Raw genomic sequence first — 23,438 nt, 5'->3', positions numbered from 1 at the left:
TTGAAGAAAAAAAGCCGCTGCAAAGCGGCTTTTTTATTGCACTCGAATTTCTGCCAATGAGTGCGTAGTTCAATATCTCTTATTTAGCTAGTTGATCAGTCAACAATGTTAACAACTGGAATCCAGCTGGTGTGTTTTCAGGCTTACCATCTGCATCTTGAACATAGACGTTCGCTGAATTCTCACCCGTGCTCTTAACGATAACTTGATACTTTTTAGCCTGAAGTTTTGAATCATCCTTGCTACTAAATAAATTTGAGAAGAATCCATTTGTATCGGAGACATCCTTAGAATTGACATACCGAACAAAGTAAACGCCATCCGCACGATTACGATCTTCAACGGTAAAGTTTGAGCGATCCAATGCTAGGCCTACATCGCGCCAAGAACGATCAAAGCCTGAGCTGAGCTCGATATAGCCTTTGTTATTACCTTCTTGAACAAACTTGGCCTTAGGCGTCTTGGGGCCCAAAGGAGCGGCAACCAATGCCTTAGCTTGCTCTTGTGTCATACCAAGACGTTCCATCAAGCGCGCCAAGAAAGCAGCTTCTAACTCTGGGTCATTGGGACGAGGAGTCCAAATGGTTGAGTTACATGCAGTGGTAGTGCTGTCGGTAACGCATTTTTCGATGGCGCCCTTTTGAGTAATATAGATTTCTGTTTCACCAGGCTTGCTCACCTCTAAACGCGTTTTATACTTATCACGCTCACCGGTGTCATAAATTGAATCTAATGCACCGCCTAGCGTTGAACGAATCCAGTCTTGTGCAATCTTGGCGCGATTCTCGGCCCAGTCAGTTTCCATAATGCCAGTTGATGGCGAATCTACTACCAACAAGAAACCATTTTCTTGCCAGAAATCTTTAATTTGCGGATAGAGCTCAGGGGCTGGCTTCTCAACAACCAACCATCTACGCTCACCATCCCTAGCAATACGCATACCCGGAATACCAGTCATGACGTTGCTGCGCATTTGTACTGATTTTTTGACGGTCGCGTTGTACTCAGACATTGTCGCTGTGCCATCTTGCACAATATATCGACGATCTGCTTGAGATGTGATGAGATCAGGCGGATAGGATAAGTTAGGGCCACGCACAGCACCAGAGCTTTTGTAGTCAACCGTGTCGTTGCTGGTCACTGACTTACAAGAAGATAGGGCAAGCGCAGCTGCAAGCAGGAGCAAAACCGATACAAAACGACGGGATAATAAAAACAAATTTATCATAATAAGTTGGCCTGTTTTAGTGCTGCCTTCAAAGGCTCTCTTAGTGAGTTACTCAAAGGGGTTAATGGCAAGCGAATACCGGCGGTAATCTTGCCCATTTCATGAAGAGCCCATTTGACAGGGATTGGATTGGCCTCCGTAAACATGGCCTTATGTACAGCAATCAATTGATACTGAATCTCGCGCGTTCTGTTGACATCATCTGCCATGGCAGCGACACAGAGCTCATGCATTAGACGGGGCGCTACGTTGGCGGTAACAGAAATATTTCCTTTGCCACCCATCAGCATCAACATTGCAGCAGTAAGATCATCACCCGAGAACACCGAGAAATCAGCATGGCCCGCACGCTTGAGGTCATTGATTAATAAAGTGCCACGTTCTAAGCTACCAGTTGCATCCTTGATGCCAATGATGCCTGGCACTGCAGCCAAACGGACTACAGTATCGCCGGCCAAATCTGCCACGGTACGACCGGGAACGTTATACAAAATGACTGGCAAATCTACAGACTCAGCAATCTTTTTAAAATGTGCGTACATGCCTTCTTGAGTCGGCTTGTTGTAGTAAGGCACTACTTGTAGGCTGGCATCTGCGCCAACCTTTTTTGCAAACTGCGTTAACTCAATTGCTTCTGCTGTGGAATTTCCGCCAGTACCAGCGATGACTGGAATGCGCCCTGCTATGTGCTCTACCGTAGTGCGAATGAGTTCACAATGCTCTTCTACGGATACTGTTGGAGACTCTCCACTGGTGCCCACAATCACAATTCCATCAGTGCCCTCAGCAACGTGCCAATCGAGCAAGGATTTAAGGCCAGCAAAATCTAAACTGCCGTCGTCGAACATCGGCGTAACGATAGCTGGCATGCTGCCAGAAATGGCTTTTTTACTACCTTGGGAATGAGCTGTATTTGTCACCGAATGTATACCGATTGTGAGCTGTCTTAACCTTGAAATTGTAACGGAATGCGCCCTTTTTACCCTTCTTTTAGGGCGCAAAGGCGCTGAACCATAGCTGGTTTGGGTTCATCTACGTAAATATCCTCATAAGCGTGCACTTTAAGACCATGTCGAGCCGCTAAAGCCAGTAATTCCCCTGTATTTAGGAGGAAATTTGGGCTTGAGGGTTTGCCAAATTGGGCGTTACCCTGGGCAAACGTTTCATAGATTAATACGCCACCTTTAGTGAGCATTCCGGGTAACCGGTCTAAATGCGGACGAAAGAGGTAGTTTGTCACCACTATCCCCTGAAATGTCTGCCCTTCTAATGGCCATTCATCTAACTCTAAATTGAGGGCTTGACTCTGAATCAGTGGGCCCCGGTTTTGCTCAATCACAGTGACATCTTGATCCACTGCCAAAACCGAATATCCCAAATTTGCTAAAAGATTCGCATGACGACCTCCGCCGCAAGCTAGATCTAATACCAAACCATCTTTAGGAATCTGAGAAGCAAAACGCCTCACCCAAGGTGAAGCGTCTAGCTGAGAACTATGCAAAGTAGTCAAGTTAAAAACGGGAATGTTTAATCGTACGCCAAGCCCATTGCTTCACGGACCTCACGCATTGTTTCTTGAGCAACCTTACGCGCTTTGTCGCAACCATCTGCAATGATCGAGCGCAATAGACTTGGATCATCAAGATACTTTTGTGCACGCTCAAACATGGGCTGTTGCTCAGCCAAGATAGCATCAATAACTGGCTGCTTGCACTCTAAACATCCAATACCAGCTGATTTACAGCTCTTATCTACCCACTGTTTCGTTTCCTCATTGGAGTAAACAGAATGCAATTGCCATACTGGACAACGCGCTGGATCACCAGCATCAGTTCTGCGAACACGCGCAGGGTCGGTTGGCATTGTTCTGATTTTCTTGATCACATCTTCTGGCTGTTCACGAATACTAATGGTATTGCCATAAGACTTAGACATTTTTTGACCGTCAATGCCGGGCATACGTGATGCAGATGTCAGTAGAGCTTGTGGCTCAGGAAGAATAATTTTGCGAGCACCTTCCAAGAAACCAAAAAGACGTTCACGATCAGCCATCGATAAACTTTGCGCCTCTTGCAATAGTGCCTTGGCCTGCTCTAAAGCCTCATCATCGCCACGCTCTTGGAATGCAACACGCAATTCCAAATACATCTTGGCGCGTTTGCTACCTAATTTTTTAACAGCCTCTAATGCTTTCTCTTCAAAGCCAGGCTCACGACCATAAAGATAGTTAAAGCGACGCGCTACTTCACGCGTCATTTCGACGTGAGGAACCTGATCCTCACCTACCGGAACATGCTGGGCACGATAAATCAAAATATCGGCAGCCTGTAGGAGTGGATAACCCAGGAAGCCATAGGTTTGCAGGTCTTTTTCCTTGAGTTTTTCAATCTGGTCTTTGTAGGTTGGAACGCGCTCTAGCCATCCTAAAGGAGTGCCCATCGAAAGCAGTAGGAAAAGTTCTGCATGCTCGGGCACCTTGCTCTGAATAAATAGCGTTGCCTGATTCGGATCTACACCAGCAGCCAACCAATCAACCACCATATCCCAGACGGATTGCTCAATCACATCGGGAGTTTCATAATGAGTTGTTAAGGCATGCCAATCAGCAACAAAAAAGAAGCATGGATATTCCGATTGCAAGCGTACCCAATTCTTTAATACCCCATGGTAATGACCAAGATGTAAATTGCCCGTAGGCCGCATACCGGAGAGAACACGTTCAGCAAACATCGTTTTTCTTTATCTTTATTGTGAAATTGTATTAATGAAATGCAGACCAGACAGGGGTCAGATGATCAGGTAAATGGGGAAGCATTCCTAAATCAACATGACTTTCATCCGGGTCATGAAAATCAGACCCCCGCGAGGCAAGAAAACCATACTGCTGGGCAATCTTTCCATAAGTTTTGTATTGGTCCGGACTGTGACTACCAGTGATAACTTCAATCCCCAGACCACCAATATCTTTGAAGTGCTGGTAGAGCTCACTCATCTGCAATGCTGTGAGCTTATAGCGTCCAGGGTGCGCAATTACCGCCACGCCGCCAGATCCTTTAATCCAAGCAACTGCATTGTCCAGCGTTGCCCATTGATGTGGAACATAACCAGGCTTGTCTTCAACCAAATATTTTTTGAAAACTTCTTCTGTGTCGCGACAAACGCCCTGCTCCACCAGATAACGAGCAAAGTGCGTTCTGGAGATAAGATCATGGTTACCGGCAAAATGAAGTGCGCCTTCATAGGCTCCAGGAATACCTACTTTGAGTAGTTGCTCGGCCATCAACTTTGCACGATTCGCTCGACCATCACGAGTTTGGCGCAAGCCTTCAATAATTCCAGCGTGATTGGCATCAATCCCAAGACCAACAATATGAATTGTTTGACCCATCCAGGTTACAGAGATTTCTACTCCTGATACATAATCCATTTTGAGAGCGTTCGCCGCAGCTCTCGCGCGCTCTTGGCCACCAAGCTCGTCATGATCAGTCAATGCCCATAGATGTACGCCATTTGCTTGAGCACGCTCCGCCAATACTTCAGGCGTCAATGTGCCATCAGAGACCACGGAGTGGCAATGCAAATCGGCATTTAGGGTGGGAAAGCTGCTCATGACCCTATTTTAGGTCAAGCTGGTATCAATTACCCGCCGCGGCGCATCAAGGTAGTCACGGGACTGCATCTCAATCAAGCGGGACACTGTTCTAGAGAATTCGGCAGTAATTTGACCTTCTGTATACAGATCAGAAGCCGGCACCTCGGCAGACATGATTAGCTTGATCTTATGGTCGTACAAAACGTCAATCAGCCATATAAAACGGCGTGCCTCATTGGTCATCCTAGGGGGCATATAGGGCACCCCGGACAAAATTACCGTATGAAATTGATTGGCAATTTCTAAATAATCATTTTGTGAGCGAGGCCCGCAGCATAGGGTTTGAAAATCAAACCAGACTACCCCGTCACCCATATGCAAGGGTTTAAGTTCACGGGATTCTATATTTAATACTGGATTGAACTGCTCCGGCTGGTTACCAATCAGACCTGCGAACATTTCTAATAGACGTTGGTCGGTCTTCTCGTTTAGCGGCGTTAAGTATGCCTCCACCTGAGCCATCTGCACCCGACGGTAATCATTACCAGCATCCACATTCAGAACATCCAGTTTTTCTTCCAGCAATTTAATTGCTGGAAGGAGGCGATCGCGATGCAAGCCATTTGGGTAGAGTTGATCAGGACGGTAGTTGGATGTCATCACAAACTGGACGCGATCCTCAAATAGCGCGCTAAGTAAGCGATACAGGATCATGGCGTCAGCGATGTCATTAATATGAAACTCGTCAAAACAAATGAGGCGGTAGCGCTTTGAAATCCGCTTAGCAAGCTCATCCAAGGGATCAGATAGGCCAGAGAGCTCATGTAATTCACGATGTACTTCACGCATGAATTCATGGAAATGAATGCGAACCTTTTTTTCCAATGGTGAGGCAGCATAAAAACAATCCATCAGAAAGGATTTGCCACGGCCTACCCCACCCCATAGGTAAAGGCCACGGGGTAGATTCGGCTTAAATATTTTTTTCTTGAGACTATTACTGCGGATTTCTTTATACGCAATCCACTCGTCTTCACACTGCTGTAAACGCTCAACAGCACGAAGCTGCGCGGGATCACTTTGATACCCGCGCGTTTTTAACTCTTGTTGGTAAAACTCAATGGTTTTCAATTACATATTTAATGCGCGTTGATCTGTCGCTAAAGCCGCTTCGCGCATTACTTCTGACAAACTTGGATGCGGATGACAGATGCGTGCAATATCTTCAGCTGCCGCTTTAAATTCCATTGCTACAGCAGCTTCAGCAATTAAGTCAGAAGCATTTGGTCCAATAATATGTACGCCAAGAATTTCATCGGTTTTAGCATCAGCCAATACTTTGACGAAACCATCAGAGCGACCCATGCCTAAGGCGCGACCATTGGCTGCAAATGGGAATTGACCGGCTTTGTAAGCAATGCCAGCCTCTTTGAGTGCCTGCTCTGTTTTGCCAACCCACGCAATTTCTGGATCGGTATAGATGACCCAAGGAATGCAGTTGTAATCAATATGCGGTTTTTGACCAGCAATCACTTCGGCAACCAAAACGCCTTCGTCTTCTGCTTTGTGCGCCAACATTGGTCCACGCACTACATCACCCACAGCGTAAACACCAGGAGCTGAAGTTGCACAAGTATGGTCGTCAATTGGAATGAAGCCGCGCTCATCTACCTTGAGGCCAATTTTGTCTAAACCCAATTTATCCGTATTAGGTATGCGGCCAACTGAGACGATTAATCGATCGCATTCTAATTTAGCTGCTTTACCAGCGCTATCGGTGTAATTTACAACTACACCCTTCTTGTCCGCTTTGACATCGCCAATCTTGACACCCATATTGATGTTTAAACCTTGTTTGACAAAAAGCTTTTGCGCTTCTTTAGCGATGCTGACATCGCAAGCAGCCAAGAATGAAGGCAATGCCTCAAGCACGGTTACTTCTGAGCCAAGGCGACGCCATACAGAACCGAGCTCTAACCCGATCACGCCAGCACCAATCACTCCTAATTTCTTGGGGACTGAATCAAACTTCAAAGCACCTTCGTTATCGCAGATCAAGATGTTATCTACTGTCAGGCCAGGCAAATGACGTGCCTTAGATCCGGTTGCAATGATGACATTCTTAGCGGTAACCGTCTCTTTATCTTTGCCATCAATTTTGACTTGATAGCCGTCAGCACCCTTACCTTCGAAAGAGGCATGCCCTTTTAATAAAGTGATCTTGTTCTTACGAAACAGATACTGAATGCCGCCAGTCATTTTGGTAACGATGTCATCTTTACGTGAAACCATCTTTTTAGAATCGATGCTGACAGAGCCAACCTTAATTCCATGATCGGCAGCATGATGGCCAATCTTCTCGAATTCTTCAGAGGAAGCCAATAAGGCCTTCGATGGAATACAGCCGACGTTCAAGCAAGTTCCGCCTAAGCGTGGCTCACCTTTAGGATCATCATAGCTATTGGATTCAGCGCAGGCAACTTTAAAACCGAGTTGCGCTGCACGAATTGCAGCGATGTAACCACCAGGGCCACCGCCAATTACAACTACATCAAAAACTTGGCTCATGATCTTTCCTTCTTACAAATCAAGGAGGAGACGTGAAGGATCTTCTAAAGCATCCTTCATGGCGACTAGACCAAGCACAGCTTCACGGCCGTCAATGATGCGGTGATCATATGACAAGGCAAGGTAGTTAATTGGGCGAACAACTACTTGACCATTCTCAACTACAGCGCGGTCTTTAGTTGCATGAATTCCCAAAATGGCCGATTGCGGAGGATTGATGATTGGTGTTGAGAGCATGGAACCAAATACACCGCCGTTAGAGATGGAGAATGTACCGCCAGTTAATTCTTCAATTGACAATTTACCCTCGCGAGCTTTGTTGCCAAACTCAGCAATTTTCTTCTCGATATCAGCTAAGTTCATTTGGTCCACATCACGCAGAATTGGAACTACCAAACCGCGTGGCGAGCTTACAGCGATGCCAATATCAAAGTAACCATGATAAACAATGTCATTACCATCAACAGAAGCATTCAAGAGTGGGAATTTCTTCAAAGCATGTGTCGCAGCTTTAACAAAGAAAGACATGAAGCCCAACTTCACGCCATGGACCTTTTCAAACTGGTCTTTGTATTTATTACGCAGTGCAATTACAGGACCCATATTGACTTCATTAAAGGTGGTCAAAATGGCGTTATTCGCCTGGGACTCAAGTAAACGCTCGGCAATACGAGCACGCAAGCGACTCATTGGAACTCGCTCTTCTGGGCGATCACCAGTTGGAATTGGAGCGCTTGGTAATGCAGCAGACTTCGTGCTACCGGCTGAAGCATTCAATGCATCACCTTTGGTAATACGTCCATCACGTCCAGAACCGGAAACTTGACCTGCATCGATATTTTTCTCTGCCAGAATTTTTGCCGCTGAGGGAGCTGCGGCTGCACTAGTAGCTTTGACAGGAGCTGCTGCGGCCGCAGGAGCAGCAGCCGGTGTAGCTGCAGGTGCTGGGGCTGCGGCTGCAGCAGGAGCAGCAGCGGCAACTGCTGTACTGTCAATCTTAGCAATCAATTGCTCTGCAACAACCGTACCGCCGTCACCGACAACGATCTCTGTCAAAACACCCGCTGAAGGAGCTGGAACTTCAAGAACCACCTTGTCGGTTTCGATTTCGATCAAGATCTCGTCTTGACCAACTGCATCGCCGACTTTCTTTTTCCATTGCAATAAAGTTGCTTCAGCAACTGACTCAGAGAGTTGGGGAACTTTAACTTCGAAAATAGCCATGATTAATCCTGTTTATTTATATGTATGTTGAGTAATGAAGACGATTATTTCGTGATCACATAACCTTTTAATTTGGCAAACGCCGCATTGAGAAGAGATTTCTGCTGTTCTTGGTGGAGATGCGCATATCCGCAAGCAGGCGAAGCAGATGCAGGGCGACCTGCATAAGACAGCTTCATACCTTCAGACATGTTTTCTAAAATGTTGTGTTGAACAAAGAACCATGCGCCTTGGTTTTGTGGCTCATCCTGACACCAAACTACCTCTTCTAATTTTGGATATTTCTTCAATTCAGCAGTCAATGCTTTGTGCGGGAATGGATAGAGCTGCTCCAAGCGAATGATCGCGGCATCATCCATTTTCTTCTCAGCACGTTGCTTCACCAAGTCGTAATAAACCTTACCGGAGCAAATCACCAAGCGAGTTACTTTCTTGGCATCAATCGTGTCATCACGCTCACCCAAGATAGTTTGGAAACCACCCTTTGTGAACTCTGATAATGGTGAAGCAGCTTCTTTATTGCGCAAGAGCGATTTAGGAGTCATCAAGATCAGCGGTTTGCGGAACTGACGAATCATTTGACGGCGTAATACGTGGAAGATCTGCGAAGCGGTGGTAGGCTGAATCACTTGCATATTGGTATCGGCACACAACTGCATAAAGCGCTCAAGACGTGCGGAAGAATGCTCTGGGCCTTGACCCTCATAGCCGTGCGGCAACATCATAACTAAACCGTTAGCACGGCCCCACTTCACCTCACCAGAAGCGATGAACTGGTCGATGACGACTTGAGCACCATTGGCAAAGTCACCAAATTGCGCTTCCCAAATTGTCAGCGTATTGGGTTCAGCTGCAGCATAGCCATACTCAAAACCAAGGACCGCCTCTTCTGAAAGAATGGAGTCAATGACTGCAAATGGGGCCTGATCTTTAGTGACGTGTTGTAACGCAATATAAGTACCGGTGTCCCATTTCTCACGATTTTGCTCATGCAAGACTGCATGACGATGAGTAAAGGTACCGCGCCCGCTATCCTCACCAGACAAACGCACTGGGTAGCCACTGGCAACCAAGGATGCGAAAGCCATGTGCTCACCCATTCCCCAGTCAATATTCACCTCACCACGCCCCATGGCTGCACGGTCGTTATAGACCTTAGCTACCAATGGATGTGCCTTGAAGTTTTCTGGAATGGTTGAAATCTTTTCAGCCAAACGCTTCCACTCTGTTAGTGGAATAGCAGTGTCAGCTTCATCGGTCCATTTCTTATTCAAGAAAGGAGACCAATCTACCGCAAACTTCCCTTTGAAGTTGCTTAAAACTGGATCTGAAGTTTGCTTACCCTCGTCCATTGCGGCGCGATACTCTTTGACCATCAAGTCACCGCTACCAGCAGGCAATGCACCTTGAGTTTCCAACTTATCCGCGTACAGCTTACGAGTACCAGGATGCGCAGCGATGATTTTGTACATCAATGGCTGGGTCATCGCAGGAGTATCTTGCTCATTGTGTCCAAGCTTACGGAAGCAAACGATATCAATCGCAACATCCTTATGGAATTTCATACGGAACTCAAGCGCCAACTTGGTAGCCAAAACTACCGCCTCAGGATCATCCCCATTCACATGTAATACAGGAGCATCAACAATCTTCATGATGTCTGTACAGTACAAACTAGAGCGCAAATCACGTGGATCAGATGTAGTGAAACCAATTTGGTTATTAATCACAATGTGAACCGTTCCACCAGTGGAATAGCCGCGCACTTCAGACATCGCCAAGGTTTCTTGCATCACGCCCTGACCTGCAATCGCGGCATCACCATGAACTAAAACTGGCATTACTTGCTCACCCAACACATCACCACGACGTTCCATACGGGCACGTGCAGAACCTTCTACTACTGGGTTAACGATTTCTAAATGGGATGGGTTGAATGCTAAAGAGAGGTGAACTGGACCACCTGGGGTAGAAATATCGCTTGAGAAGCCTTGGTGGTACTTCACATCTCCAGCCGGCAATGTCTCAGGACCCTTATGCTCAAACTCTGCAAATAAGTCCTTTGGCATTTTGCCTAAGGTATTGACCAATACATTCAGACGACCACGGTGGGCCATACCAATCACAATCTCTTGTACCCCTTTATTACCAGCATCGCGGATCAACTCATCCATGCAAGCAATAAAGCTCTCGCCACCCTCAAGGGAGAAGCGTTTCTGGCCTACATACTTCGCTTGAAGGTAACGCTCCAAGCCTTCAGCAGCAGTCAAGCGATCCAAAATTTGACGCTTCTCGTCCACGTTAAATCGTGGAGTTGAGCGAATGGACTCTAACTTCTCTTGCCACCACTTCTTAATCTTTTGATCGGCAATAAACATATACTCAACACCGATAGTGCCGCAGTATGTTTCACGCAAGGCTTGCAACAAATCACGCAAGCTCATTTCGGTTTTACCGAAGAAGGTATTGCTTGTATTGAAGACGATATCCATATCGCCATCAGCAAATCCATAGAAAGCGGGATCTAACTCAGGAATATCCTGGCGCTCTGTCCGCTTCAAGGGATCAATATTGGCCCAGCGGTTACCGACGTTACGATACGCCGCAATTAACTGCTGAACAGCAACGCGTTTGCGCCCCATCTCTGAGTCAGCCGAATCAGAAATCGTTCTGATAGGACCCTGCTTAGCGCGCTCAGCAAATGACGCAACAATTGGTCCATGCGCAATGTCGGTTCGAGAAGAACCATCCACAGCCGGAACCTGTTTCACGTTATCAAAATAATCTCGCCAATGATCAGCTACTGAAGCTGGATCGTGCAAGTAGGATTCGTAGAGTTCTTCTACATAGGGGGCGTTTCCGCCGAAGAGATAGGAGTTATCTCTTTGATCCTGCATCATGATGCTCACCTTTCATCGGGTTTCCCGAATAAAAACTGTGGTTATAACCATTCGCTTCTCGGCTCTACCGTTCCACGAATTGATCTGTGCAAATACTGGTACTACCTCTGTAATTTAACACGAGTGACCACAGACACAAAAAGGGCTTTCCCTGATTTAAGAGGTTTCGGGGGGATTTCCCCATTAATTGAAAATGAATAAGAACTTTCCTACCCCGCTTTCAATATTGACGGACAGATTCAAATCCATTTGATTTTTATTCTCTAAATCTTCAAGTGAATTAATAAAATTAAAGGGAAATATGAAAGCAATCACGCCAGATATGGAATATCTCAGCACTCGCCAAAGCGCCAAAGTTCTCCAGGTCTCACTAGGAACTGTGCAGAAAATGGTTGAATTGGGAGAATTAATCGCTTGGAAGACTCGTGGTGGCCATCGCCGCATATTGGCAAGCTCCTTAGAGCAGCAGTTACAACGCAGAAAACGAGCTATGCGACAGAAAACCACCCAAAATTGTATTGCCATGGGCATTTTCAGAAGAACCGAGAATAGCGAGGAATTATTGCAATCGATTCAAGATTGGCAGCTTAAGGTTGAACTAGAAGTTGCTGTCGATAGCCTAGAGGGCTTAATGAAGGCGGTCTCGATCGCACCTGATTTGATCTTTTTGGATGCCCTGATACCCCCAGTAGAACAGGTTCATTTAATCCATTATCTTAGCAAAAACAAGGACACGCAGCGCATTCCTATACTAGTAGATGAAGGCTTTATTAAGCTTCACCCTGGCGTAGTTGCCTTGGCGGATGAGAATCATGGCAATCGCCCTCACTTAACGGAGTGCATTAAGCAGGAGCTTGAAAATGGGTTAATTGACCTAAACCCGCTGATTATTGGTTACCCCGCCACCAATCCTGAGCTTGATGCCTCCCTAGATCAGGGTAGTCGCCACGAGCTCTTGGAGCCCCTATTTCTGGAAGCCCTGGCTAGGAAATGCACTTAGAGCTAAGAAGTAATAAAAAGGCCGCAGATGCGGCCTTTTTATTTAAATCAGATACTTAGATTAGGTAGCTACTACGATCCTTACCCTCGATCCACTTAGGGGCCTTACCTCGCCCTGTCCAAGTTTCACCAGTTGATGGGTTACGGTACTTGGGAGCCACTTTGCCACCAGTACTTTTACCGCCTGCCTTGCGACTAAATAAGTCAGAGGCCAGCAAGTTGTATTGCTCAATGATTAATTTTGCTTTAGCGATACCATCAGACTTCTCGCGGGCAATTGCCTCTTTAATCTGTTTATCTAATTGCTCACGTTGAGCTAATAGTTCTTTATAAGAAGACACGTATTTTTTCTCCGAATAATAAGTTATAGGAAATATCTAATAAAAATGTATTTCGTAGTCTTATTATATAGATAATTTAATCATTCATTCAATATGGTATTTATTAATATAAACCTATATTTATCAATGGTTTATATAGAAATTAATGATTAAATATTAATAATTATTATAAATAATAATATCAATACTAGGGCTACTCACCTTCTTAACATAAAGGTGCCGCTGGCCTTTGCAGTGATTTCTCCAGCCTCATTTAAGGCAACAGCCTCGCAGTAGTTAATGGATTTACCAGCCTTCAATAAAGTACCCTCAACCACTATTTTGCCCAAACCTGGGCGCAAGAAGCTTGTAGTCATGTCGATGGTAATAGCGCCTAAGTCATGATTGGAACCACTTCGGGCGGCTGCTCCCATAGCAAAATCCAAGAGCGTCATCATGACCCCGCCCTGTGCAACCTGAAAGCTATTGGTATGTGCGGGCTTGACGGTATAGCTAATTCGTACCTTCCCATTTGCTGCGTATTCGGGAACAACACCCAAAACATCCAAAAATGGAATTTTGAGACCAAAGTAATCAACTGCTTGTGCATTGGAGTTGTTTTCAGACCCGAGATTTGTGCTCATTTTTTAAATATCCGTATGTTTAGAAAACTGTATAGCGATAATTTTGCCTTATTTGTGTATTATATTCCTAATGAGTAAAGAAATTTAAACTTTATTCGGATAATTTAATAAACAACCGTGGATGGAGACAAAATGAGCATTAAGCCAGAAAAACCATATAAGGACATCATCTTAGAGGTGAAAGATCAAGTGGCATGGATTACGATCAATCGCCCTAGGGTCCTGAACGCATTTAGAGAGCAAACCCTAGATGAAATGATTGATGCCGTAAAACTAACGCGCGAAGACCCTTCAATAGCTTGTATTGTTTTTACCGGGGCTGGCGATAAAGCGTTTTCAGCAGGCGGTGATTTTTATGCCATGAAAAGACTCACTTTCACAAATGGGTCAATGTGGAATGATCGCATGCTCGGATTAGCAATGGCCATTCGTGGCGTGCCTATTCCGGTCATCGCGATGGTCAATGGATGGTGCGTTGGTGGCGGTCATGAGCTAGCCCTTTGGTGCGACCTGGTGATTGGGTCTGAGAAGTCTGTATTTGGACAAACAGGCGCAAAAGTTGGAGCCTGCCCTACAGTTGGTGCAACACAATACTTGCCTCGTATTGTCGGGGAGCGTATCGCCCGCGAAATGATCTTTTTAGCAAAACGCTTTGAAGCTAAAGAAGCGGAAAGAATTGGCCTCATCAACAAATGCGTTGCTGAAAAAGATCTTCTTACTGAAACATTAGCCTGGTGTGAAAACATCAAGAGCAATAGTTCGCAAACTATCCGCATGACCAAGAAGAGTCTGAACTTTGAATCCGACCAACTCTATGCTTCTTGGCAGCATGGCATGGAATTACTTGCCTATGTTTGGGGATCTGAAGAAAGTCTCGAGGGTATGAATGCCTTCTTGGAGGGGCGCAAGCCAGACTTCCAGCAATTCCGCATGAAGAATAAGGCGGCATTAGAAGATTACTTGGATGGTTTCCATAAGAATCTCAATGCTCCACCAGATATGCGCGACTAAGCAGCAGCTAGATGAGTGCAGAAAACATCAAGACAGCCAAAGCGCAAAGCAATGCAGGTGCTTTGGCTGGTCTAAAAATATTGGACTTAAGCCGTGTCTTGGCAGGCCCTTGGTGCGGCCAATTGCTCGGAGACCTCGGCGCAGAGGTTATCAAAGTCGAGTCCTTGAATAGCGGAGACGATACGCGTGCCTGGGGCCCTCCATTTTTGGAAGGTGAATCTGCATACTTCTTAGGTTGCAATCGCAATAAACGAGGTATCACGATTGATTTTTCAAGTGCAGATGGAAAGTCTCTGCTAGCGCAATTGATTCCAAAGTTTGATGTCGTACTTGAGAACTTTAAAACGGGGACCTTAGAAAAATGGGGTTTTAATCAAGCCTGGTTTGAAACTCATGCGCCAATGGTTGTACGCTGCTCGATTACCGGCTACGGGAGTGAAGGTCCTCAAGCAGGATTGCCCGGATATGATTTCATCTTGCAAGCAGAGTCCGGATTAATGAGTATCTCTGGATCTGAAAATGGTGAGCCCTCTAAATACGGCGTTGCTATCGTAGACTTGGCTACAGGCATGATGGCTGCAAATGCGATTCAAGCAGCATTGCTGGCACGCTATCGAACTGGCAAAGGTCAATTGGTAGAAGTTTCTCTATTTGATACAGCAACTGCTTTATTGGCAAATGTTGGTAATAGCCACTTAGCAACAGGCAAGGACTCAAGTAGATATGGCAACGGTCACCCCACCATTGTTCCTTATACAACCTATCGATGCTCCGATGGCATGATTGCTTTAGCAGTAGGCAATGATGGTCAGTTTGCAAAACTCGCAGAGTTTCTGGGTAACCCTGAATGGGCAAATGATGAGCGCTTCAAAACAAACGCTGCGAGAGTGAACAATCGTGCCGTATTGGATGAGCACATTAAAAATAAAATCAGTCGCTACTCTAGTAATGAGTTAATTGACGAATTAAGAAAACTGGGTATTCCTATTGGCAATGTCAATACCGTCAAACAAGCCCTTTCGTCACAACAAACACAAGCCAAAAATATGGTGCTAAATGTTCAGCATCAAAAAATAGGCTCTTTCAAGACTCTAGGCACACCACTCAGGATGCATGGTACGCCAAGCTCTATTCGGTATGCACCTCCATTGCTTGGGGAACATACCGATGAAATTCTCAGTGAGTACCTCCACTTAAATACAGAAGATTTAAGTGAATTAAAAAATAAAAAAGTGATTGCCTAAATTCATATGGGAGACAGAAAGTGAAATATTCCATTTCCAGAGTCATCATCAATATCGCCCTAGGAATTAACTTGATTTGCTGTTTCCAAGGTGACCTTTGGGCGCAAGCTGATAGCTACCCTAGTAGACCCATTAGATTAATCATCACTTGGCCAGTAGGCGGATTTGCCGATACTCTTGGAAGAACTGTTGCTAACCAATTAACCACAAGTCTCGGCCAACAAGTAGTTGTTGAAAACCGCGGAGGCGCAAATGGGATGATTGGAGCTGATGCAGTAGCTAAAGCAGCCCCAGACGGCTATACGCTCATGTTTCAGTCAATTACCTCCCATGCCATTAATCCAACGATGTACGGAAAGACGCCTTACTCAACCGAGAAGGATATTGTTCCATTGGCGGTCATTGCATCTGTGCCTTTATTGTTGGTAGAAAACCCCAACTTTCCACCAAAAAATATTGCTGAGTTAATTACCTTAGCGAAAAAAGATCCAGATGCAATTGCATACGCTAGTTTTGGCAATGGAAGCGCAAGCCATCTTGCCGGAGCGCTATTTACCAATCAGGCTGGCATCAAGATGATTCACATTCCCTACAAAGGTGGTGGCCCCGCTATCACAGATACCTTAAGCGGCCAAACTCCACTTAGTTTTTCTGCATTTGGTGTCGCCTTGCCGCATGTACGTTCAGGTAAGCTCAATGCACTCGCTACAACCGGCCCTACTAGATCAAAGTTATTGCCTGACGTCCCCACCATTGAAGAAGCAGGCAATTTAAAAGGTTATGAAATGTCGATCGTATACGCGGTGTGGGCTCCAACTGGGATTCCAACACCAATACTGAACAAAATTTCGAAAGCGCTCGACCAAGTGACTGCCTCAAGCGCCTTCAAGGAGAAAGTAGCAAGTGATGGCGGAGAAGTGATGAATATCAATACACCAGCAGAAAGTCAGGCGTATTTTCAAAAAGAAATGCAACGCTTAAGTAAGATTGTGAAAGACGGGAACATTAAGGCCGACTAATATGAACAAGCAATTCCTTAAAGCATCTATAGCAATCTCTATTTTAGTGATGAGTATTAGCCCAGGTTTTGCGCAAAGCAGAGATCTGAACGTTTACCCGAATAAACCTATTCGCATCATCAACCCACTAGCAACAGGTGGCGCCGTTGATACTATGGCAAGACTTTTGGCGCCATCTCTGCAAGAAATTTTGGGACAGCCAATCATTATTGAGAGTAAACCAGGTGCAGGCGGCACTATTGGAAGTAATTTTGTAGCTAAGTCGCCTCCCGATGGATATACCATTTTGATGGTTTACGATACATTTGCTGTTAACCCCCATGTCTATAAAAATCTCCCGTTTGACTCCTTTAAGGATCTCACTCCAGTTACAGAGTTAGTAAAAATACCTCTAGTGGTTGTTGCGGGAAACAAATTGCCCGCCAACAATCTCAAAGAATTGATTGAATTAGCAAAGACCAAACCCAATGGCATTACATTCTCCAGCGGTGGGCCCGGAAGTTCAGGGCACCTAGCTGCAGAATTACTGAAAAATAGCCTAGGTATTGAAATGACGCATATTCCCTATAAAGGTGGTGGGCCAGCACTCACCGCCACGATTAGCGGGGAGACTGACATCACAATTTTGGGTGCCGTTATTACGGTACCCCAGATTAAAGGCGGAAATTTGAAACCATTGGCAGTATTAGGTAAAAAGCGTACACCTGCCCTACCTCAAACACTTACTGCCAGCGAACAGGGCCTTATAAATTTTGATGTTAGCTCTTGGGTGGGCGTTCTCGTACCAGCTGGCACACCCCTAATCATTGTGGATAAAATCAACAGCGCGTTTACTCAGGCCCTCAAGAATCCCGGCTGTGCAGGCAAGAATGGCTGAGCAAGGTAATGAGATTGTGGCAAGTTCTCCATCTCAGTTTGGCGCCTTCTTAAACATAGAATCTACTAAGTGGGCAAAAGTAATTAAAGACAGCAATATTCAACTGGAATAAATCACATTGAAGCAAACGCTTTATCAGAAAATTAGCGGCACTTTAGCCGAACGTATATTGAGCGGTGAGTACCCCTTAGGAAGCTATTTACCAACAGAAGAAGTTCTCTGCAAGGAATTTGATGCTAGTCACCATTCCGTTCGTGATGCGCTCAAAATATTAATCGGAAAAGGATTGATTACTCGACGCGCTGGCGCTGGCACTAAAGTCATAGCAGCTACCGAGCCCACCGTATTTGCTAATGTTGCAGGCGATCTACGTCATCTATTTAGCTATCCACAAAATACTATTAGAAAAAATTTAATTGAGGAGCATGTCACTTGTGATGCCATTCTTTCCCATGTGCTGGACTGTCCTGTTGGCACTCCATGGTTTCGAATTGGCGCTCTCAGAAGGCTAAATGAAAACGCTCAACCCTTATGCTGGACCGATTTCTATCTACTACCCCGTTACTCGGAAGTCGTAAAGCTGAAGGAGCATTTTTCAACCCCAGTTCATGAGCAAATTGAAAAAAGTTATGGTCAGCGGGTTGATAGCGCTACAGTTGGAATTACCTTGTGCAGACTTGGCAAGGAAGTAGCTGATGCATTGGATGTAGAAGACAATTCACCCGCCCTAAGAATCATTCGGCGATATTTTGATGCTCAAAAAAATGCTTTTGAGATAACTGTGAGCTATCACCCAGAGGGTGATTACAACTGTGAACTCAACTTTCATCGCGAATTAAGACCGCGATAACTACAGATATATGGTCGGGGCGAGAGGATTTGAACCTCCGACCACATGCACCCCATGCATGTACGCTACCAGGCTGCGCTACGCCCCGACGGAAATAAAATTGTATCAGTATCTATTTAGAGAGAATTTGCAGCACTGCTTGCAATTCATCGCGCAAACGGAGTTCACCGCGCGCTTCATCAAGGCGGTTTCTGGCTCCGCTGATAGTAAAACCTTCCTCATAAAGTAGTGCCCGAATCTTTCGAATCAACACAACTTCGTGATGCTGGTAATAACGACGGTTACCACGACGTTTCTGAGGGCTGAGCTGGGTGAATTCTTGCTCCCAATAACGCAGGACGTGCGAGCGAACGCCACAAAGATCAGCTACCTCACCAATAGTGAAGTAACGTTTAGCAGGAATAGGCGGGAGTTGAGAGCTCGGGAGTGCCGAGCTAGCATCAAACTCGGTTTTCTCGAGCATGTGACTCCACTACATCTTTAAGCTTCTGACTTGCATGAAAAGTAACTACGCGTCTAGCTGCTATAGGAATCATTTGACCTGTCTTTGGATTTCGGCCAGGACGAGCCGATTTATTGCGCAACTGAAAATTACCAAACCCGGAGATTTTTACTTCAGTACCAGCTTCAAGAGAATGGCCAATACGATCAAAGAATGCATCGATCATATCTTTCGCTTCACGCTTATTTAGCCCAACTTGATCAAAAAGAGCTTCGGATAGCTCGTTCTTAGTAACAGTGTCATTAGAAATCAATTCAGTCATTGCTTGTCTCTTTGGTAACTAATTAATTATTTGATTTATATCTAATACTAAACCTAGCGCAAACGCGCTGCGCACTTTTTCTCAACTGAGCCCAATAATGCTGCCATAACTGCATCAATTTGGGGATCTTGCAATGTTTCTTGAGGATTTAAAAGGGTGACTCTAAAAGCCAAACTTTTTTCATCATCAGCCATACTGCTTGAACCAGCCTTTGGCTTAAATTCATCAAACAACTCAATATTGCGGACAAAATTCTGTTTTGACGCTGCCATCGCATCTAGCAAGGCCTGCGCTGATACGCTTTGCTTAACAACCACCGCTAAATCGCGCTGTACAGCAGGTAGCTTACTCAGTTCCTCTGGAACAGGCAAGCCTATATTACGAATCGAATCTAAATCTAATTCAAATAGTACCGGTGCCTGCGGGAGCTCATAAGCTTGCTGCAATCCTGGATGTAACTCACCTATCATGCCGACTTCAATTCGATTCTTGTCTGCAATCAAGAATACCTTTGCGCTACGTCCGGGATGCAAAGCAGGATGTTGTGCTGCCTCAGTTACAAAATGCAAAGGATCCAAGACACGCTCTAGGTCGCCCTTCACATCAAAGAAATCAACTGCTCTTGTAGCATTTGCCCATTGCTCGGGAACAAAAGAACCATAGGCTAATCCACCAATCTTTTGAGGCTGATGAAAACCGGCTACTTTGCCAGCCTCTTCTTGAATTTCCTGATTGCGGCTAAAGACGCGACCAGCCTCAAACAGACGGACCCGCCCTGCTCCACGATTCAGGTTCGACTTTAAATTGGAAAGTAAGCCGCCCCAAAGAGTGCTGCGCATGACGCCATATTGACTGGCAATTGGGTTGAGAACTGCAATGACATCTTTTTCTGTTGCACCAGTTAAGCGTTGCTCGCTTTCAAAATCGGTGAAACCAAAATTAACGGCTTCCTGATAGCCTTGCAAAGCTAAACGCTGACGAAGTAAATGGATACCACGCTTTGCTTCTGCTTTGGCGCTCATCTTGAGTGAGGCTACTGGAGGCAGATCAGGAATATTTTCAAAGCCGTACATGCGGGCAACTTCTTCAATCAAATCCTCTTCGATCTCAATATCGAAACGATAGCTTGGAGGAGTTACAACAAACACATCACCTTCTTGCTTAAATTCAAAACCCAGACGCTTAAAGACATCGGTAACCACTTCATTAGTCAGCGGGATACCAATCACTTTTTCCGCTCTAGCCAAACGCATTTTGACTGGCTTGCGCTCGGGTACATTCAGAACCTGGTCATCTATAGGACCCGCTTGACCGCCACAAACCTCAAGAATGAGTGAAGACAGGTAATCAAGGCAATTGACGGTATTTTGAGGATCTACACCACGCTCAAATCGATGCGCAGCATCAGTACTGAAGTTAAAGCGACGGGCACGACCTTGAATTGCTGAAGGCAACCAATAAGCTGCCTCCACATAGATATTTTTAGTGTCATCACACACAGCGCAATGGTTACCGCCCATGATGCCGGCAAGCGCCACTGGGCCAGATTGATCTGCAACCACGCCAGCGTCTTGCAACTTACCAGCAGAGTCAGGACCTTGCAAAGTGACTGTTTGTCCATTTAACAGCTCAAGAGTTTCACCGGCTTTAGCCCACCGAACTGTGATGTCACCATTTAATTTATCAATATCAAACACGTGGGTTGGCTGCCCCATTTCCAACATCACATAGTTAGAAAGGTCTACCAAAGCTGAAATACTTCTTTGGCCAGCGCGCGATAAACGTTTTACGATCCAATCAGGCGTTTTGGCTTGTGGATTTACACCACGAATTACTCGACCAGCAAAACGGCCACAAAGCTCTTTGCTCTCTACCGTTACCTTGCGTTTTTCATCAACCGATACCGCAGGTGCATTCCACTTAGGCGTACAAAGAGCAGCGCCGGTAATCGCTGAAACTTCTCTTGCCATACCAACCAGGGAGAGGCAGTCCGCTTTGTTCGGAGTTAATTTGATAACAAAGACTTGATCATCTAGATCAAGATACTTGCGAATATCCTCACCAATCGGGGCATCGGCTGGCAACTCAAGAATGCCTTCGTGATCATCGCCAAGACCCAGTTCGCGGCCAGAACACAACATGCCTTGGCTCTCAACGCCACGCAGCTTACCCACTTTGATCATGAAAGGCTTGCCACCTACTTCTGCAGGAGGTAATTCAGCACCAACCATGGCGCAAGGAATCTTAATGCCAGCTCGTGCGTTTGGTGCACCACAAACAATTTGCAACTCTTGGCCAGTTCCAGCATCGACTTTGCACACGCGTAAACGGTCTGCATCTGGATGTTGTTCTGCAGAGAGAATCTGAGCAATCACAATCTTAGTAAATGCTGGCGCCACAGAGTGCTGCTCTTCAACCTCTAAGCCAGCCATTGTCATGGCATGACCAAGCGCATCACTATCTAGAGCTGGGTTTACATACTGACGGAGCCAAGATTCAGAAAATTGCATAGCGGTTTCTAGTAATAATTTTGTTATGCAGGGAATTGCGCTAAGAAACGCAAGTCATTCTCAAAGAAGAGTCGCAAGTCATCTACGCCGTAACGCAACATCGTTAAGCGCTCTAAGCCAGATCCAAAGGCAAAACCGGTATAGCGCTCTGGATCAATACCCATATTGCGCAATACATTCGGATGCACCTGCCCCGCTCCCGAAATCTCCAACCAACGGCCAGCAAGCTTGCCACCACCAAAAGCCATATCGATTTCAGCAGAAGGCTCTGTGAAGGGGAAATAGGATGGGCGGAAACGTACTTGTAATTCATTAGTTTCAAAGAAGGTTCTCAAGAAATCTGTATAGACTCCTTTGAGATCTGCAAATGAAACACTTTCAGCAATCCATAAGCCCTCGACTTGATGGAACATCGGTGAATGAGTTGCATCACTGTCAACGCGATATGTTCTGCCTGGTGCAATCACTTTGATAGGAGGCATCACATCTGCGTTGGCATATTTCTTAACATGCTCACTCGCATAGCGGACTTGAATCGGACTAGTATGGGTACGCAATAGCAAAGGCTTCTCATAAGCATCTTTGCCATCAATATAGAAGGTGTCCTGCATTGAGCGTGCAGGATGATTTTCTGGGCTATTGAGGGCTGTGAAATTAAACCAATCGGTTTCAATCTCAGGGCCATCAGCCACATCAAAACCAATGGAGCGAAAGATTTCTTCAACACGCTCCCAGGTACGCATCACAGGATGCAAGCTACCAACCGCCTGACCGCGACCCGGCAAGGACACGTCAATCGACTCAGCAGCTAAACGCTGCAGCAATACGGCATCAGCCAATGCTTGGCGACGCTCTTGTAAGGCAGCTTCTACTTGGGTTTTGATTTGATTAATTTGGGCGCCAGCACTCTTGCGCTCCTCAGGCGACATTCCACCAAGCGCTTTTAAACGCTCAGTGAGAACACCTGATTTACCGAGATACTTGGCTTTCGCGTCCTCAAGAGCCGCCGAATCGGCAGCTCCCAAGAAATCACGTTTAGCATCCTCGACAATTTGGTCGAGAGAAACCATTGCAGCTTAGTTTAGAAAACTAAGATTAAGCTGCAGCGTTTACTACGGATTTGATCCGAGTAACCAAAGCAGCAAAAGCCGCTTTGTCAGCAATGGCCATATCAGAAAGTACTTTGCGGTCGAGTTCGATCGCAGCCTTCTTCATACCATTCATGAATACGCTATAGGTCATGTCATGCTGACGAACTGCCGCGTTGATACGAGCAATCCACAAAGCGCGGAATACACGTTTCTTATTGCGACGGTCACGATATGCATATTGACCAGCACGCATAACCGCTTGCTTAGCAATACGGAATACGTTCTTACGACGACCGCGGTAACCTGTTGCGGCATCGGTAATTTTCTTATGACGGGCTCTTGCTGTAACCCCACGTTTGACTCTTGGCATTTATTTCTCCTAATCTAGTCTGAGGTTAAGCGTATGGAAGCATGGAGCGAATTGACTTAACGTCAGCTTTCGCAACTTCTGTGGAACCACGTAAGTGACGCTTATTCTTTGTGGTCTTCTTGGTGAGGATGTGGCGTTTGAAAGCCTGACCTCGTTTAATCGTTCCGCCTGCGCGAACCGTGAAGCGCTTTTTGGCGCTACTCTTGCTCTTCATCTTGGGCATAAAG

At 45.8% G+C, this 23,438-nt stretch carries 23 protein-coding genes and 1 tRNA gene; 6 read left to right on the top strand and 18 right to left on the bottom strand.

Translation table 11 applies throughout. The features are described from left to right. Positions 1–79: 79 nt before the first annotated feature. The 9 genes from bamC to A9236_RS04490 all read right to left on the bottom strand — a co-directional run bounded on the left by bamC (position 80) and on the right by A9236_RS04490 (position 11,512). Entirely contained in the window at positions 80–1,228 is a 1,149-nt protein-coding gene (gene bamC, locus A9236_RS04530; protein ID WP_071465637.1) for an outer membrane protein assembly factor BamC, read from the bottom strand. Next, positions 1,225–2,097, bottom strand: a complete 873-nt coding sequence (gene dapA, locus A9236_RS04525; protein WP_071465945.1) for a 4-hydroxy-tetrahydrodipicolinate synthase — start codon at positions 2,095–2,097, stop codon at positions 1,225–1,227. The genes bamC and dapA overlap by 4 nt, the downstream gene beginning before the upstream one ends. Positions 2,098–2,207: 110 nt before the next feature. After that, positions 2,208–2,753: a bifunctional 2-polyprenyl-6-hydroxyphenol methylase/3-demethylubiquinol 3-O-methyltransferase UbiG gene (locus A9236_RS04520; RefSeq protein ID WP_255400132.1), complete on the bottom strand. Its 546-nt coding sequence runs from the start codon at positions 2,751–2,753 to the stop codon at positions 2,208–2,210. A gap of 2 nt (positions 2,754–2,755) precedes the next feature. Beyond that, positions 2,756–3,958, bottom strand: a complete 1,203-nt coding sequence (locus A9236_RS04515; protein WP_071465636.1) for a tryptophan--tRNA ligase — start codon at positions 3,956–3,958, stop codon at positions 2,756–2,758. 31 nt (positions 3,959–3,989) lie between these two features. Next, the gene (locus A9236_RS04510; protein ID WP_071465635.1) at positions 3,990–4,838 is read right to left on the bottom strand and encodes a 3',5'-nucleoside bisphosphate phosphatase; all 849 of its coding nucleotides are present in this window, start codon (positions 4,836–4,838) and stop codon (positions 3,990–3,992) included. A 9-nt stretch (positions 4,839–4,847) separates the two neighbouring features. Then, positions 4,848–5,951: a cell division protein ZapE gene (gene zapE / locus A9236_RS04505; protein ID WP_071465634.1), complete on the bottom strand. Its 1,104-nt coding sequence runs from the start codon at positions 5,949–5,951 to the stop codon at positions 4,848–4,850. Next, positions 5,952–7,388, bottom strand: coding sequence for a dihydrolipoyl dehydrogenase (lpdA, locus tag A9236_RS04500; RefSeq protein WP_071465633.1), 1,437 nt, complete (start codon positions 7,386–7,388; stop codon positions 5,952–5,954). It lies immediately after the preceding gene. Between the two features lie 12 nt (positions 7,389–7,400). Continuing rightward, a complete protein-coding gene (gene odhB, locus A9236_RS04495) occupies positions 7,401–8,612 on the bottom strand; it encodes a 2-oxoglutarate dehydrogenase complex dihydrolipoyllysine-residue succinyltransferase (protein WP_071465632.1) in 1,212 nt (403 codons plus the stop codon). A gap of 44 nt (positions 8,613–8,656) precedes the next feature. Continuing rightward, entirely contained in the window at positions 8,657–11,512 is a 2,856-nt protein-coding gene (locus A9236_RS04490) for a 2-oxoglutarate dehydrogenase E1 component (protein ID WP_071465631.1), read from the bottom strand. 301 nt (positions 11,513–11,813) lie between these two features. On the opposite strand from A9236_RS04490, the gene A9236_RS04485 reads away from it, so the two are divergent. Continuing rightward, the gene (locus A9236_RS04485) at positions 11,814–12,512 is read left to right on the top strand and encodes an excisionase family DNA-binding protein (protein WP_071465630.1); all 699 of its coding nucleotides are present in this window, start codon (positions 11,814–11,816) and stop codon (positions 12,510–12,512) included. Positions 12,513–12,567: 55 nt separating this feature from the next. Here A9236_RS04485 and A9236_RS04480 read toward each other — a convergent pair whose 3' ends face one another. Together A9236_RS04480 and A9236_RS04475 are read right to left on the bottom strand one after the other, a co-directional pair. Beyond that, positions 12,568–12,852 carry an H-NS family nucleoid-associated regulatory protein gene (locus A9236_RS04480; protein WP_071465629.1) on the bottom strand — a complete coding sequence of 95 codons (285 nt, stop codon included), beginning with the start codon at positions 12,850–12,852 and terminating at the stop codon, positions 12,568–12,570. A 197-nt stretch (positions 12,853–13,049) separates the two neighbouring features. After that, positions 13,050–13,475: a PaaI family thioesterase gene (locus A9236_RS04475; protein WP_071465628.1), complete on the bottom strand. Its 426-nt coding sequence runs from the start codon at positions 13,473–13,475 to the stop codon at positions 13,050–13,052. Between the two features lie 132 nt (positions 13,476–13,607). Here A9236_RS04475 and A9236_RS04470 point away from each other — a divergent pair, with 132 nt between their 5' ends. The 5 genes from A9236_RS04470 (at position 13,608) to A9236_RS04450 (ending at position 18,476) form a co-directional block, all read left to right on the top strand. Continuing rightward, positions 13,608–14,486 carry an enoyl-CoA hydratase-related protein gene (locus A9236_RS04470; RefSeq protein ID WP_071465627.1) on the top strand — a complete coding sequence of 293 codons (879 nt, stop codon included), beginning with the start codon at positions 13,608–13,610 and terminating at the stop codon, positions 14,484–14,486. Positions 14,487–14,497: 11 nt separating this feature from the next. After that, positions 14,498–15,730: a CaiB/BaiF CoA-transferase family protein gene (locus tag A9236_RS04465; protein ID WP_071465626.1), complete on the top strand. Its 1,233-nt coding sequence runs from the start codon at positions 14,498–14,500 to the stop codon at positions 15,728–15,730. Between the two features lie 20 nt (positions 15,731–15,750). After that, entirely contained in the window at positions 15,751–16,749 is a 999-nt protein-coding gene (locus A9236_RS04460; RefSeq protein WP_083393496.1) for a tripartite tricarboxylate transporter substrate binding protein, read from the top strand. Between the two features lies 1 nt (position 16,750). Beyond that, positions 16,751–17,626, top strand: coding sequence for a tripartite tricarboxylate transporter substrate binding protein (locus tag A9236_RS04455; protein WP_083398917.1), 876 nt, complete (start codon positions 16,751–16,753; stop codon positions 17,624–17,626). Between the two features lie 118 nt (positions 17,627–17,744). After that, entirely contained in the window at positions 17,745–18,476 is a 732-nt protein-coding gene (locus A9236_RS04450) for a GntR family transcriptional regulator (RefSeq protein WP_071465624.1), read from the top strand. Between the two features lie 11 nt (positions 18,477–18,487). Here A9236_RS04450 and A9236_RS04445 read toward each other — a convergent pair. The 7 genes from A9236_RS04445 to rpmI all read right to left on the bottom strand — a co-directional run bounded on the left by A9236_RS04445 (position 18,488) and on the right by rpmI (position 23,434). After that, a tRNA-Pro gene (locus A9236_RS04445) sits at positions 18,488–18,564 on the bottom strand. A gap of 24 nt (positions 18,565–18,588) precedes the next feature. Beyond that, complete coding sequence (locus A9236_RS04440) at positions 18,589–18,939, bottom strand: MerR family transcriptional regulator (RefSeq protein ID WP_071465623.1); 351 nt, start codon at positions 18,937–18,939, stop codon at positions 18,589–18,591. After that, entirely contained in the window at positions 18,917–19,240 is a 324-nt protein-coding gene (locus A9236_RS04435; RefSeq protein ID WP_071465622.1) for an integration host factor subunit alpha, read from the bottom strand. The genes A9236_RS04440 and A9236_RS04435 overlap by 23 nt, the downstream gene beginning before the upstream one ends. Before the next feature lie 53 nt (positions 19,241–19,293). Then, positions 19,294–21,750 (bottom strand): phenylalanine--tRNA ligase subunit beta, encoded by a 2,457-nt coding sequence (gene pheT / locus A9236_RS04430; protein WP_071465621.1) that lies wholly within the window; start codon positions 21,748–21,750, stop codon positions 19,294–19,296. Positions 21,751–21,773: 23 nt separating this feature from the next. Then, the gene (gene pheS / locus A9236_RS04425) at positions 21,774–22,820 is read right to left on the bottom strand and encodes a phenylalanine--tRNA ligase subunit alpha (RefSeq protein WP_071465620.1); all 1,047 of its coding nucleotides are present in this window, start codon (positions 22,818–22,820) and stop codon (positions 21,774–21,776) included. A 25-nt stretch (positions 22,821–22,845) separates the two neighbouring features. Beyond that, entirely contained in the window at positions 22,846–23,211 is a 366-nt protein-coding gene (gene rplT, locus A9236_RS04420; protein ID WP_011902675.1) for a 50S ribosomal protein L20, read from the bottom strand. A 25-nt stretch (positions 23,212–23,236) separates the two neighbouring features. Continuing rightward, entirely contained in the window at positions 23,237–23,434 is a 198-nt protein-coding gene (rpmI, locus tag A9236_RS04415) for a 50S ribosomal protein L35 (RefSeq protein WP_011902674.1), read from the bottom strand. Positions 23,435–23,438 lie beyond the last annotated feature (4 nt).

The organism is Polynucleobacter sp. QLW-P1DATA-2 (genome assembly GCF_001870365.1).
In the GTDB taxonomy this organism is placed as follows: domain Bacteria; phylum Pseudomonadota; class Gammaproteobacteria; order Burkholderiales; family Burkholderiaceae; genus Polynucleobacter.
This window is presented reverse-complemented; position numbering and strand designations above follow the sequence as displayed.

What these genes read in the sequence shown, in the direction of transcription:
- A9236_RS04510 (WP_071465635.1), bottom strand. Translation starts at nt 4,838, where the DNA reads ATGAGCAGCTTTCCCACCCTAAATGCCGATTTGCATTGCCACTCCGTG.
- odhB (WP_071465632.1), bottom strand. Translation starts at nt 8,612, where the DNA reads ATGGCTATTTTCGAAGTTAAAGTTCCCCAACTCTCTGAGTCAGTTGCT.
- A9236_RS04455 (WP_083398917.1), top strand. Translation starts at nt 16,751, where the DNA reads ATGAACAAGCAATTCCTTAAAGCATCTATAGCAATCTCTATTTTAGTG.
- lpdA (WP_071465633.1), bottom strand. Translation starts at nt 7,388, where the DNA reads ATGAGCCAAGTTTTTGATGTAGTTGTAATTGGCGGTGGCCCTGGTGGT.
- rplT (WP_011902675.1), bottom strand. Translation starts at nt 23,211, where the DNA reads ATGCCAAGAGTCAAACGTGGGGTTACAGCAAGAGCCCGTCATAAGAAA.
- A9236_RS04515 (WP_071465636.1), bottom strand. Translation starts at nt 3,958, where the DNA reads ATGTTTGCTGAACGTGTTCTCTCCGGTATGCGGCCTACGGGCAATTTA.
- A9236_RS04435 (WP_071465622.1), bottom strand. Translation starts at nt 19,240, where the DNA reads ATGACTGAATTGATTTCTAATGACACTGTTACTAAGAACGAGCTATCC.
- A9236_RS04490 (WP_071465631.1), bottom strand. Translation starts at nt 11,512, where the DNA reads ATGATGCAGGATCAAAGAGATAACTCCTATCTCTTCGGCGGAAACGCC.
- A9236_RS04440 (WP_071465623.1), bottom strand. Translation starts at nt 18,939, where the DNA reads ATGCTCGAGAAAACCGAGTTTGATGCTAGCTCGGCACTCCCGAGCTCT.
- A9236_RS04470 (WP_071465627.1), top strand. Translation starts at nt 13,608, where the DNA reads ATGAGCATTAAGCCAGAAAAACCATATAAGGACATCATCTTAGAGGTG.
- A9236_RS04465 (WP_071465626.1), top strand. Translation starts at nt 14,498, where the DNA reads ATGAGTGCAGAAAACATCAAGACAGCCAAAGCGCAAAGCAATGCAGGT.
- rpmI (WP_011902674.1), bottom strand. Translation starts at nt 23,434, where the DNA reads ATGCCCAAGATGAAGAGCAAGAGTAGCGCCAAAAAGCGCTTCACGGTT.
- A9236_RS04475 (WP_071465628.1), bottom strand. Translation starts at nt 13,475, where the DNA reads ATGAGCACAAATCTCGGGTCTGAAAACAACTCCAATGCACAAGCAGTT.
- pheT (WP_071465621.1), bottom strand. Translation starts at nt 21,750, where the DNA reads ATGCAATTTTCTGAATCTTGGCTCCGTCAGTATGTAAACCCAGCTCTA.
- dapA (WP_071465945.1), bottom strand. Translation starts at nt 2,097, where the DNA reads ATGCCAGCTATCGTTACGCCGATGTTCGACGACGGCAGTTTAGATTTT.
- bamC (WP_071465637.1), bottom strand. Translation starts at nt 1,228, where the DNA reads ATGATAAATTTGTTTTTATTATCCCGTCGTTTTGTATCGGTTTTGCTC.
- A9236_RS04485 (WP_071465630.1), top strand. Translation starts at nt 11,814, where the DNA reads ATGAAAGCAATCACGCCAGATATGGAATATCTCAGCACTCGCCAAAGC.
- pheS (WP_071465620.1), bottom strand. Translation starts at nt 22,820, where the DNA reads ATGGTTTCTCTCGACCAAATTGTCGAGGATGCTAAACGTGATTTCTTG.